This is a genomic window from Bacillus sp. TH19 (assembly GCF_016651075.1).
GTDB lineage: Bacteria > Bacillota > Bacilli > Bacillales > Bacillaceae_G > Bacillus_A > Bacillus_A mycoides.
This window is the reverse complement of sequence record NZ_JAEKEO010000007.1, coordinates 1,213,838-1,226,228: the sequence shown is the minus strand read 5'-3', so window position 1 is coordinate 1,226,228 and position 12,391 is coordinate 1,213,838. Positions and strand designations below refer to the sequence as shown.

Sequence of the window (12,391 nt, the reverse complement as noted above, 5' to 3'; positions counted from 1 at the left end):
TTATCGAGGAAGCTTAATCTGCTTATTTTCTCTTGATTCTTTGTATAAAACAATTGTGCTTCCGATTACTTGAACGATTTCAGCTCGTGCACCTTGTGCAAGCTCTTCTGCAACTTCACTACGATCAAATTCACAGTTTTGTAATACACTCACTTTAAATAGTTCACGAACTTCTAATGCCTCTCCAATTTGTTTCACCATATTTTCATTCACGCCACCTTTTCCAACTTGAAAAATCGGTGTTAAATGATGTGCCTTTGCACGTAAAAATCTTTTTTGTTTTCCTGTTAACATATAATTAGCCTCCAAGCTCTCTCATTACTAATTGTTTCATTCTATCAATATTCGGCACACACCCTGTCCACATTTCAAACGCAAGTGCACCTTGATAAACGAACATATCGATTCCATTTTGAATTATTGCACCTTGTTCTTTCGCATCGCCTAAAATTTTCGTCTCAAATGGATTATAAATAATATCAGAAACAATCGTTCCTTGTTTCAATGAACGAATTTCCAGCGGCGTATACTCAACATGTGGATGCATACCTATCGTTGTTGTTTGGATGATAATATCATATTCCCCTTGATTTTCTGCTGCACATTCTAACGATAGAGCATGCGAATTAACATTTGCCATGCACCCAGAGATAAGGTTTTTCGCCTTATCTCTCGTACGATTAGCAATATCAATTTCTTTCACACCTACATCGGCAAGCGAGAAGTAAATAGCTCGGCTAGCACCACCTGCACCGATTAATAAAATACGTTTCTCTTGAAGTGGATCTTCACTAATTGACTGCAGGGCACGAACAAAACCAATTCCATCTGTATTATACCCAATCAATTTTCCATCTCGATGAACTACTGTATTTACCGCACCGATTTGCCTTGCTAACGGGGCAATCTCATCCAAGTACTCCATAATTACAACTTTGTGCGGAGTCGTTACATTAAATCCTGAAATACCTAATGCTTTCAAACCTTTTACTGCTTCCCCTAGCGCTTCTTCTTCTACAAGAAACGCATGATAATGGGCATCCATATTCAAGTGTTCAAATGCATCGTTATGCATAACGGGTGATAATGAATGTCCAATTGGATTTCCGATTACACCATATAATTGTTTCATAAATCCCTCTCCATATTAAATTAAAGATTTACGTAATGAAACACTTACTCCTTTTGGTACATGAGCAACAATTTTCGCTCCTGATTCATTTACAGTAACCCAGCCCAATCCAGAGAATACAACATCCGTTTTCGGCTCACGAATATTAAATTCATATTTCACAAACTTAGGCATATTTTCTAATTCTTCTGGTGTCGGTGGATTCAATAATTCTCCAGCGTGTTTTTCGTACAATTCATCAGCCTTTTCAAGCTTTGTACGATGGATTGTTAAACGGTTTGAGAAATGACAAGTGAATGCACGACGGCCCCCACTTACATAATCAAATCGTGCTAATCCACCAAAGAATAATGTTTGTTCTTCATTTAATTGGAATACCATTGGCTTAACTTCTGTAGTCGGTGTAATAAGCTTTAAGCTTTGTTTCCCAACATAATGCGCCATTTGATGATGATTAATAATACCTGGTGTATCGTATAAAGATGACGTTTCGTCTAATGGGATATCAATTAAATCAAGCGTTGTTCCTGGGAAATGTGATGTTGTAATTACATTCTCAGTCTCATCACTAAACTCTTTAATCATACGATTAATAAATGTTGATTTACCAACATTCGTACATCCAACAACATAAACATCTTTACCTTCGCGGTAATGCTCAATTGCATCAGCAAGTTCAGCGATTCCTTGTCCTTTAGCTGCACTAATTAAAAAGACATCTTCTGGTTTTAAACCAAGTTGCTTTGCACTATAGCGCATCCAATGTTTTACTTTATCATGCTTAACTGACTTTGGAATTAAGTCAGCCTTATTCCCTACAAGTAATACTTTATTGTTCCCTACAAAACGATGTAAGCCCGGTAACCAGCTACCATTGAAATCGAAAATATCTACGATTTTAACCACTAGTGCGTCTGATTGTCCAATTCCGTTCAAAATACGAAGGAAATCATCATCTGTTAAAGATACATCTTGAATTTCGTTATAATGTTTCAAACGAAAACAACGTTGGCAAATTACTTGTTCTTTTTCTAAAGATGATACAGGAGCGTATCCTACTTCATTTTTATTTTCTGTTTGAATTTCTACACCGCAACCAATACATTTAATTGTTTCAGTCAAACTTTATTCCTCCCAGTTAATTAAGCCTTTTTTCTTCATGTTTCTCATAATTCTTCGTTCAATTTTTCGATTAAATCGTGTCACCAATCCGTCCGTTTGCGCTACCGGTACAACTAAAATTGTATGAAGTCCCACACGATTCCCGCCGAGCACATCCGTTAGTAACTGATCTCCAATTACTACAACTTCATCTGGCTGCAGGTGCATCTCATGTATCGCACGCTTAAATGCGCGAACAAACGGTTTGCGCGCACTATGAATAAACGGAATACCTAATGGGTCAGCGAAGTCTTTAACGCGTTGCTCGTTGTTATTTGAAACGACCGTTACTTGAATATCATTTTCTTTCATTTTCAAAAACCACTCTTCAAGCTGTGGCGTTGCGTTTGGACGATCCCATTCAATTAAAGTGTTATCTAAATCAGTAATAACTCCTTTAATTCCACGTTTTTTCAAATCTTCTGGTTGAATATGATATATATTTTTCACATATTCATTTGGTAAAAATAACTTCAATTTCTTTCACCTCTTTGAGGATTTTTCATAAAATTTTTCGACAACATTTTTCGATAGATAACCTGTGGATAAACTTGTACACACTTTCCACGTTAATTTTTCAGCCGATTTGGAATTTACTAACAATCTATCCACATTTTATCCACTGAGTTATGTGGATAACCTCTTGTTTGTGACTGTCATATTTTTTTGGTACATTAAATGCAACAACGAATCAATCCTTATATTATTAGGAGGTGACTCACCTTGAAAACAAAACATATGGAACAGTTATCTACTGATTTACTCACTGAGTCTTATTATAAAGCAAAAGAACTAAAATTAAATCCCGACTTCATTTTACTTATAAAACAAGAAATTATTAGACGCTCGTTAGAGGACAAGCTCGTCAAATCTTCTTGAGTACATATAGATTGCTGATTGACCTGTAAAAAGAGCCATCCTGCGATGGCTCTCGAATAAACAAGTACTCCCATCTAGGGGATTTCTTCATTAAGCATCTTTGTCCACATTTCTTAATTAGAGCTTCATAAGTATATTATAAAACCTTTTCTTTACTTATGAGATACTCGGGTTGCAATTTTTTCACCAAGACGCAGCTCTTGCCCACTTGTCAATTCCTGCACTGCTTTAATCATATCTTTTTCAAATAATAAAACAACTGTTGAGCCAAATGTAAAGTATGCCATCTCTTCACCTTTTTGAACAGTACTTCTTTCATGAAGGAGCTCGATACTATTAACAAACATAGCACCTACTTTTACAAGTGCCATATGTTCGCCGTCACTATTTACTTCTGTAACAGAGCGATAATTTTTTGACAATGGTTCTTTCCCATACTCCATACCCGCTGCATTTACCGGATATGATTTTCTACCGAGTACAAATCTTTCAGTCACAGAGCCAGAAAGCGGGCTATGAATACGATGATAATGACTTGGACTCAAATAAATCACCATATATGTACCGCCTGCATATCGCTTTGCACGCTCTTCATTACCTAGCATATCCACAATTGAATAACGCTTTCCTTTTATATCGAATGTTTTTGTATCCTCAATAGGACCTTGATCAGCAAAAACACCATCAACAGGACTAACGATACTCGACGCATCAGTATCAATACTACGCTTTCCTTCTTTTAGCCTACGTGTAAATAAATCATGCAATGTTCCATATTCCTTCAAACCCTTTTCCATCTCATCTTGATTAATTTGAAAAACTTTCACATACGATGGAATAATGATAGAGCTCAAACGAGATTGTGCAAATTTACGTAATATATAAGAAGTAAAACGACCATTTGTAAGTTCGATCATAAGTCGATATAATGTCCGTCGCAAATTACGAAACCTCCTAATCAGCCTATAACTTTAGTTTCCCCTTCTTTTCTCTCTATATCATATGTAAAATTGGTTCTTATTCCCACATATAGAATGGAGCCGTCTCGTTATACACGAAGAAAAACTAAGTATAATTTTTATTCTTAAATTGTTTAGCACCTTCTAATATTACAGATAGAACCCACCATTTTCAACAGTGAACATGTATTTCTTCTTAGAACAGCTCGTTTTCTTTCCGTTTTCCCGAAAGAAAAGCAGCCACTTTTAAAGTGTAGCTGCTTACAATACACATTATTCTTTTGCTTTTTTCTCTTTCTCAGCCCGCACAAATTCATGGAACATTTTCATTAAAGCACGCTTTTCAATTCGCGATACGTAGCTTCTTGAAATACCGAGCGCCTTCGCAATCTCCCTCTGTGTTTTCTCTTTATCAAGCCCAAGTCCAAAACGCTTCACAATTACTTCTTTCTCTCGTTCGTCCAAAATATCGATATACTCTTTAATTTTTTCTAACTCCATACTAAGCTGAATCATATCAATTACATCTTCAGATTCTGATTTTAATATATCAATAAGCGATATTTCATTACCCTCTTTATCTTGCCCAATCGGATCATGAAGTGAAACGTCTTTTTTCGTTTTCTTCAGCACACGTAAATGCATCAAAATTTCATTTTCGATACAGCGCGCTGCATATGTTGCAAGCTTAGTTCCTTTCCCTGCTGAATAGCTTTCAATCGCTTTAATAAGCCCAATGGTACCAATTGAAATTAAATCTTCTGCATCTTCACCAGTGTTTTCGAATTTCTTAACAATATGAGCTACAAGCCGTAAATTATGTTCAATTAAAAGATTTCTCGCTTGAGCATCACCTTGCTCCATTAACTCTAAGTACTTTCTCTCATCATCTGATGATAACGGCTGCGGGAACGCATTGTTCTTCACATAAGAAACAAATACAAACACTTCTCGAACCATATATCCAATTGCGGCGAATAGACTCAAACCTTTCACCTCCGCCAAAATAGTGGTCTTTACTATGTGTATGTGGGCATGAGGTTGTTTGTGTCTGTACGATGTAAATATGGAACTCTTAACTTAATGGCATTCTTAAACCACTCAACGCTAATCATTAAATTTTTCTATAAACATAGTAAAAGCCAATCGAAACGTATCGATTGGCTTTTACTAATATTCACTCCAAATTTTCTCTCCAGTATGCGCATCTATGTAACGAATTTTCCGACTACAATCGACGGATTCTTTATGATTTTCACTCCTCGTTTGTTTATACAGCAGTTTATATTTCATTTCCTCTGCATCATGATCTATACACCATTCTAATTTTACTCGAATGACCTCTTTATATATTTCTAACGCTTTTTCTTTTGTTACTTTTGGTGTTGTTTCATGTGCAAGTAACTCTTCTATTATATTGCTAGGTTTTCCCGAGTAATGCATCACAGCACCATTTTCTGTATTAATGTTGACCATGAATTCCCTATACTCTACCGGAATTTCATTCACATATACTGAAAAGACAAATCTTTCAATCCCTTCATCTTCGTCACGTTCATCCCAAAGGCGAAGATATTGTGTAACATCTGGAATAACATGTTCTAAAAATTGAAGTGCTTTTTGTAAACATTCCTCTCTAGACAGTATTTGTTTTACTTCTTTATCGTCTGCCAGTTTTATAAAACCAATTAATTCCTTGGTTGATTTATCAATCGTAATGCCAACTAAATTATTATATTTTAACATCGGTAAATGCTTTTTTAAAAATTCATTCATTAAATATGGATTCTTTTCTTCTTTCTGTTTTTGTAATTCCTCTTTCGAAACAAATTTCATCCTTATTCCATCTTCATTTTCTGTCTCAGCCACTTTTGTAAAACTTTCTTTATCCCAGTCAAATAAATCGAATATATCATCTTGTTGACTACCTTTTTTCGGTTTTTCAACAGCTACAGTTGGAGGCAATTTATAATGATCTGGGTCAAATAAATCTTTACCTGTACTTGCATCAATAAACGCATGACTAGGTTCTGGTTCATATACAAGATGATAGCCTTTTACTTCCTCACCATTTTCATATTTACATGAAGAATGTGTTAAATCCACAAATACAAGTCTCATATCTTGTCTAGCTCTCAAAGTTTCTAAAACGACGTTCTCCTCAACAATTTCAATTGGCCATAACGGTTTTTTCCCTATAGCTTTTTGTCCATTGTAATGAAAATGCACAACATTACCTGAAGGATGAATTCGCACAACACATCCTGTATTCGGCAATGGATATCCATTCACTTCCTGCATATAATTTATTTCTTTCCAACCACGCCAGTCATCCTTAACTGACACATATGTATAAAATTCTAATTCTTCTTCCACATATTTTTTTATAAATACATTTGCAATCTCTCTTGCCTTATTCTCCTCTATCACTTCTTTATCACTCGAAAAATAATTTTCATCATCTATCCTGAATTCGAATAAATTACCAGTATGCCTATTTAATGTAATTTGTATCTTTTTCTCCTCATCCTCTTTATGCCCCCACCATAATAGATGATACGGATCATCCACTCCTTCTTGATCATCTACAACAAGCCTATATTCATCTGGAATTTCAATAATATGGGCCACTTGCTCTTTTCTTTTTTTATCTTTTGGATTCATCATACCCTCTCCTTTATTACAATTTAAGGTAATTATAACAAACAAAACCAAAAGCCGTTATCAAAAAGACAAAAAACTGAAACAATTAGTTCATACGAATTTCACATGAATCTATTACTATAAGAATTGTACATAGTGAAATTACTAACAATGACGTTTATTAATATATAATTTCATTTGAAAGGGGTTGAAAAGATGAAAACTAAATATCGCTTTATGATCTCATCATTTGCTGCTTGCGCCTACATGATTTGGTGTTTAGTATAATAACAACTTCACTTGTAAATAAGAAAAGGTGTGTATAGAAATGGAATATAACCAATCAACAGTTAACTACTGGAAAGCTTTTGTATTACCTTATACATTCGCTTTAGAAGAGTTAAAAACTAAATTTGAAATTATGAACCGGGAAGCTCAATTTTTAGAAGACTACAACCCGTTTGAACATATAAAAACAAGACTTAAACAACCCGAAAGTATCATTAGGAAGCTTGAGCGTAAAAACTTATCACCAACAGTTGAAAATGCTCAAACACAATTACAAGATATTATTGGCATCCGTATTACATGTTGCTTTGTAGAAGATATTTATCATTTAAAAGAAGTTATTGAAAATCGTGGAGACATGGAAATTGTAGAAGTAAAAGATTATATTGCTAATCCAAAAGGAAATGGCTATAAAAGTTTGCATATGATTATTAAATATCCATTGTCACTAAATTCTGGTACGAAAGATGTCTTTGCAGAAATTCAATTACGTACACTTGCCATGGACTTTTGGGCAAGTTTAGAACATAAACTTTACTACAAATATGAAGGAAATATACCTGACTATTTGAAAGATGAACTACATGACGCTGCTATGAAAGCTGAAGACCTCGATAATAAGATGGCAACAATCCGTCAAGATATTGATGACATTGAAGCATGTTCAAATCAAATTTTATTACCACTATAAAAAGGTTCTCTCCTATGAGAACCTTTTTATTTCTTCTCTATCGTACGGACCTCTTCAATCTTCCACCCTTCGTCTTCTTTTCCAAGTGCGTACTGCATTTTCTTTTGGAGAGTAACCCCTCCATCTACTTCTTTTTCCTCCGTTTCAACAATAACAAGCCCACCTTTAAGAGCTTTCATATTCATATGTTCCAATTCTATTTTCTTATTTCCCTTTTGAAATGCCGCTTCCTTTTGTGTTTTTAAGTCTTCAGCACTAGGCATCTTCTTTGAAAATAACTCCATATGCTCAGCAAGATTTTTTTCATTCGTCGTCCGTACAAATGCCTCAATAACATCTTGAATGGATTTCTCTTCTTCTTTCGTTATATGTACCTTTTCCTCAGTTTTCCCAGCAGATTTTTGTTCTATATTATTCTCTTGAGATTGACATCCAACTAGCAATAATACGAATACTAGAAGGAATCTTAATTTCCTTAAAAAAAATCTCATCTTTCCATCTCCTAAAAAGAAAAGTGAGGCATTTCGCCTCACTTTCATTTATAATTAGCGTCTTCCTTTATTCGGATCGCCACCGCCAACGATGTCAAAGACACGTTTAGCTATATTTGTATTCTCTTGAACGCCAGAGAATAAGTATTTACCTGGTCCGAATGCATATACGTTCACATCTTCACCTGTATGTCCACCCGTTGTCCAACCTGTAACCGAACGCTTATTGAAGATATCTTCAATTGCATTATCAATCTTTGTTACATCTTTTGATGGAGCTATATCATTTACAGCTTTAATTTCTTCTGGTGTTAATTGTAGATCAATATACTTTTTCAATGTTTCTTCTACATTTGCACCTTTTACAATCTCACTTGCCATAAAGTCTGGCGTACGTTTCGCAGCTTTAATCGGATCTACTTTAAAATTATACTCACCATTCGCACCTAAAGATAATCCGCCAGTAGCATGATCTGCTGTTGCAACAACTAATGTGTTCTTATCTTTTTTCGCAAACTCAATTGCTGCTTTAAACGCTTTTTCGAAGTCTTCCATTTCACTCATTGCACCGACAATATCATTATCATGTCCAGCCCAATCAATTTGACTACCTTCGACCATTAAGAAGAAACCGTCTTTATTTTTGTTCAAGCGCTCAATCGCTGCATTTGTCATCTCTTCTAATGAAGGTGTTTTGTCAGTACGGTCAATCATTTTGTCTAAACCACCTGGTGCAAATAAGCCAAGAACTTGATCACTTTTATCATTTAATAATTGATTACGATCTGTTACATAACTATAACCAGACTTCTTAAATTCTTCTGTAAGATTGCGGTCTTTTCTAATAAAGTTCTTTACGCCCCCGCCAAGCATAACATCTATTTTATGCTTACCTTTAATTTTTTCATCAAAGTAATCATTTGCAATTGCGTCCATATTTTTACGACTAATATCATGTGCACCGAATGCAGCTGGTGTTGCATGCGTAATTTCAGAAGTTGCAACGAGTCCCGTTGACTTCCCTTTTTCTTTCGCTTGCTCCAATACTGTTTTCACTTCAGCTTTATCATTATCTACTGCAATAGCTGCGTTATATGTTTTTATACCTGCTGACATCGCAGTAGCTGCCGATGCAGAGTCTGTAATATTTTCATGTTCATCTTCTGGATATGTTTTTTGTGTTCCTACAAGATGCTTATCAAATTCTGTAGATTCCATCTCAAATATTTTTGGATTATCTTTCATATAACGATGAGCTGTCATATATGAAGGCCCCATACCGTCCCCAATTAATACAATGACATTTTTAATTTTTGCATTGTTTCCGTTCTCATCTGCATTAACCTCACTAGAACGCGTAAAATTCCATGTTGCTACCGAAGTAACTGCTAACGACGCCACAACTGCAAATGGCCATGCTTTTTTCACAAACTTTTTCACTGTCTTGTCCCCCTAATTAGGTTATTCATTTCCCACTATCAAATTTAATAGAAGACTGTTAAGAGAAAATGAGTTATATGTAAATTTTTTGTTAACTTATGTAAATTTAAGTTATAATTTGTATAAGTTTGTCTTTTCATATCAAGCATACTCCCCTTTACAAAGATAAATATAAACATGTTGGATTTCTTTTAATACGAACCTATTATTTTACATTTCGTAATATTATTCTTATTTTTTCTAATTTAAATAGAAATATGGTGAACTTTATGAAAACAGTAAAACTAGACGCATCTTCCATTCCAGATTTACTCTCTCTTTGCAAATCAGTCGGGTGGTTACAGCATGAGAGTTTTATGAAAGAGCAATTCCATATGTACCTTTCCATTGGCACAATTTTTGGCTATGTACATGAGAATAAACTTATTGCAGCGGGCGGGGTCTTTTCGTTTGCCCCTGGATTTTCTTCTATCGGTATGTTAATCGTGCATCCTGATTTTCAAAGAAAAGGAATTGGCCGTATTTTGTTAAACAATAGCTTAAAAGTAACTTATCCATCGCTCCCTATTACGCTCATTGCAACAAAAGCTGGTGAATCCTTATATGAATCTTATGGATTTCAATCAATAACAACAATTCATCGTTTCGAAAAACAAGCGGCTCATATAAGTACAAATTCTTTTCCCATAAAACAAATTCAGCAAGCCGATCTTCAATCTCTCATTTTTCTTGATCAAACTGCGACTGGTGCAGATCGTTCTAAGCTTTATTTATCACTACTATCGAGAGCAACTTACTCCTTTAAAATAGAGCGGGATAATCAAATAGATGCTTTTGCTTTATGCATACAAAAAGGAGATGTACTATGTATCACTCCACTTATTTCAAAAAAAGAAAAAGACGCTATTCAGTTATTAGAAATAATTTGCAACTCGTGGAATGGGACGATACGCATTGATGTTCCGCACTCACAATTCATTTTCCGTCAATTTCTTCAAACAGAAAATTTCCAGGAAACGCTCCTTTCACCTCTTATGATAAAGAACGGTAATCAACTTCCTGGAAATCGTAATATACTATTTGCTATGATAGATGCAGCGTTATGTTAGAAAGGGGACACCTAATTGAAGCGATTTAGCTATTTTATGGTAGGTTGTCTTACTCTTACACTATTAGTAGGATGTAGTGCAGCAGAAAAGCCAGTAGAACAAGTAAAACAAGTTAAAAATACAATTACAGCGAAACTAGCTACCGAGGAAAAAATGGTAGAGATAGATGGTCAAACGATTTACTTTAAAAAGATTGGTGATGAAAAACCACCTTTACTTATGATCCATGGATTTGGAGGATCATCCGATGGTTTTCAAAAGGTTTACTCAGATTTAGCAAAAGATCATACGATTATTTCTGTTGATGCTTTAGGATTCGGACGTTCCTCTAAACCGATGGATTTTTATTATTCTTTCCCAACTCATGCAAATTTGTATTATAAGTTAATGAAAAAATTAGGGTACGACTCATTCGCAATACTGGGACATTCTATGGGCGGAGAAATTTCTCTTAATTTAACATATTTATACCCCGAAGCGGTTACCCACCTTATTTTAACTGATGCTACAGGCGGCCCTCATACGTTCGTTAATAAACAAGGTTCACCAAAACCAAAGTTGTCGACTGATTTAAGTGCCGTTTCTTCTATTGCAGATTATGATGAGAGCAAAGTTAAATTCAAGCGTAATGATGAAGAGCATTATAATAAAATGAAATTATGGCCTAGGCGTCTTCAAATCAATGCAACTGAAATCAAGCAACCAACTTTAATTATATGGGGAAGAAATGATAATAGCGTTTCTTGGAAAGAAGGAGAAACTTATCATCAATTCTTAAAAAATAGCACTTTCCATATTATTGAAAAAGGTTATCATGCCCCATTTCGTCAAGAGCCACAAGAATTTGTAGGGTATGTAAAAGATTTCTTCGAGAAAAATCCTATAAGTGCTGAAAAATAAACGGGTATCTCATTTTGAGATACCCGTTTCATATATTAAGCAGCTTGCTTTTGGCGTTTTTGAATTTTTGATCCTAGTACTTTTGGAATAACTAAACCATCAATTCCAAGTTTTCCAGCATTTATACCAGAAACAAGAACGAACATGGATAAGATAACCATTTCAGGGTTTACACCAATTGACCCACTAAACATATAGGAAAAGTTCATTACAAGACCGAAAAAGACCGCTGTTTTTGTTAAACAGCCTACAATTAAACCAATTCCGACTAAAATTTCTCCCCACGTCACAAGTGTATTAAATAAATCAACGTTTGGAATTGCAAAATCTTGTAAAAATGATGCCCACCAAGATTGAACAGCTGGTTGTGCTCCTTTAGATTTTTCAATTGCACCTTGTAAATAACCAGTTGCATCGAAGCCTTTCCCTTGTAATTTACCGATTCCAGCCATTACCCATGTGTAACCAAGATACACTCGAATTATCGCTAATACAAAAGAGACTGCTTTGTTTTCTCTTAAAAATTGAATAATCATATCTTCCTCCTAAAGTTGTAATTAAGTCAGTTACAGATAATATAATAACATTAGTTACTTACTTTTAAAACATTAATCGTGAATAATTTGTGACATACATAAAAAATATTAAATACTAACGTTTATATAGTAACTTTTATTACCTGTAAAAACTTGAACATA

The 12,391-nt window shown here is 34.7% G+C and carries 14 protein-coding genes; 4 read left to right on the top strand and 10 right to left on the bottom strand.

The window, feature by feature from the left end; translation table 11 throughout:
* The 4 genes from yhbY to JFU54_RS10070 are packed head-to-tail and all read right to left on the bottom strand — an operon-like array spanning position 1 to position 2,770.
* Entirely contained in the window at positions 1 to 294 is a 294-nt protein-coding gene (gene yhbY, locus JFU54_RS10085; protein WP_002015220.1) for a ribosome assembly RNA-binding protein YhbY, read from the bottom strand.
* A 4-nt stretch (positions 295 to 298) separates the two neighbouring features.
* Positions 299 to 1,132, bottom strand: a complete 834-nt coding sequence (gene aroE, locus JFU54_RS10080) for a shikimate dehydrogenase (protein WP_201064355.1) — start codon at positions 1,130 to 1,132, stop codon at positions 299 to 301.
* Between the two features lie 15 nt (positions 1,133 to 1,147).
* A complete protein-coding gene (gene yqeH / locus JFU54_RS10075) occupies positions 1,148 to 2,254 on the bottom strand; it encodes a ribosome biogenesis GTPase YqeH (RefSeq protein ID WP_002015224.1) in 1,107 nt (368 codons plus the stop codon).
* Positions 2,255 to 2,257: 3 nt separating this feature from the next.
* On the bottom strand, positions 2,258 to 2,770 hold the full coding sequence (locus JFU54_RS10070) for a YqeG family HAD IIIA-type phosphatase (RefSeq protein ID WP_002015225.1): 513 nt from the start codon (positions 2,768 to 2,770) through the stop codon (positions 2,258 to 2,260).
* A gap of 246 nt (positions 2,771 to 3,016) precedes the next feature.
* Between JFU54_RS10070 and sda the strand changes: the two genes are divergently transcribed.
* Positions 3,017 to 3,172, top strand: a complete 156-nt coding sequence (gene sda, locus JFU54_RS10065; RefSeq protein ID WP_002015226.1) for a sporulation histidine kinase inhibitor Sda — start codon at positions 3,017 to 3,019, stop codon at positions 3,170 to 3,172.
* 152 nt (positions 3,173 to 3,324) lie between these two features.
* Here sda and JFU54_RS10060 read toward each other — a convergent pair whose 3' ends face one another.
* The 3 genes from JFU54_RS10060 to JFU54_RS10050 form a co-directional block, all read right to left on the bottom strand.
* Positions 3,325 to 4,113: a phosphatidylserine decarboxylase gene (locus JFU54_RS10060; protein ID WP_002129166.1), complete on the bottom strand. Its 789-nt coding sequence runs from the start codon at positions 4,111 to 4,113 to the stop codon at positions 3,325 to 3,327.
* 291 nt (positions 4,114 to 4,404) lie between these two features.
* Positions 4,405 to 5,118 carry an RNA polymerase sporulation sigma factor SigK gene (sigK, locus tag JFU54_RS10055; RefSeq protein WP_000051382.1) on the bottom strand — a complete coding sequence of 238 codons (714 nt, stop codon included), beginning with the start codon at positions 5,116 to 5,118 and terminating at the stop codon, positions 4,405 to 4,407.
* Positions 5,119 to 5,301: 183 nt separating this feature from the next.
* Positions 5,302 to 6,798, bottom strand: a complete 1,497-nt coding sequence (locus JFU54_RS10050; RefSeq protein ID WP_098635929.1) for a YcdB/YcdC domain-containing protein — start codon at positions 6,796 to 6,798, stop codon at positions 5,302 to 5,304.
* Positions 6,799 to 7,102: 304 nt separating this feature from the next.
* Between JFU54_RS10050 and JFU54_RS10045 the strand changes: the two genes are divergently transcribed.
* Positions 7,103 to 7,753: a GTP pyrophosphokinase gene (locus tag JFU54_RS10045; protein ID WP_002015229.1), complete on the top strand. Its 651-nt coding sequence runs from the start codon at positions 7,103 to 7,105 to the stop codon at positions 7,751 to 7,753.
* A 26-nt stretch (positions 7,754 to 7,779) separates the two neighbouring features.
* Here the strand turns inward: JFU54_RS10045 and JFU54_RS10040 are convergent, their stop codons facing one another.
* A complete protein-coding gene (locus JFU54_RS10040; protein WP_201064354.1) occupies positions 7,780 to 8,244 on the bottom strand; it encodes a hypothetical protein in 465 nt (154 codons plus the stop codon).
* Between the two features lie 54 nt (positions 8,245 to 8,298).
* Entirely contained in the window at positions 8,299 to 9,684 is a 1,386-nt protein-coding gene (locus JFU54_RS10035; protein WP_201064353.1) for an alkaline phosphatase, read from the bottom strand.
* Positions 9,685 to 9,953: 269 nt separating this feature from the next.
* Between JFU54_RS10035 and JFU54_RS10030 the strand changes: the two genes are divergently transcribed.
* Together JFU54_RS10030 and JFU54_RS10025 are read left to right on the top strand one after the other, a co-directional pair.
* Complete coding sequence (locus JFU54_RS10030; RefSeq protein ID WP_078184448.1) at positions 9,954 to 10,793, top strand: GNAT family N-acetyltransferase; 840 nt, start codon at positions 9,954 to 9,956, stop codon at positions 10,791 to 10,793.
* A 15-nt stretch (positions 10,794 to 10,808) separates the two neighbouring features.
* Positions 10,809 to 11,693, top strand: a complete 885-nt coding sequence (locus tag JFU54_RS10025; RefSeq protein WP_078184449.1) for an alpha/beta fold hydrolase — start codon at positions 10,809 to 10,811, stop codon at positions 11,691 to 11,693.
* 35 nt (positions 11,694 to 11,728) lie between these two features.
* Here JFU54_RS10025 and JFU54_RS10020 read toward each other — a convergent pair whose 3' ends face one another.
* Positions 11,729 to 12,229 (bottom strand): DoxX family protein, encoded by a 501-nt coding sequence (locus JFU54_RS10020; RefSeq protein WP_044442499.1) that lies wholly within the window; start codon positions 12,227 to 12,229, stop codon positions 11,729 to 11,731.
* Positions 12,230 to 12,391: the final 162 nt, after the last annotated feature.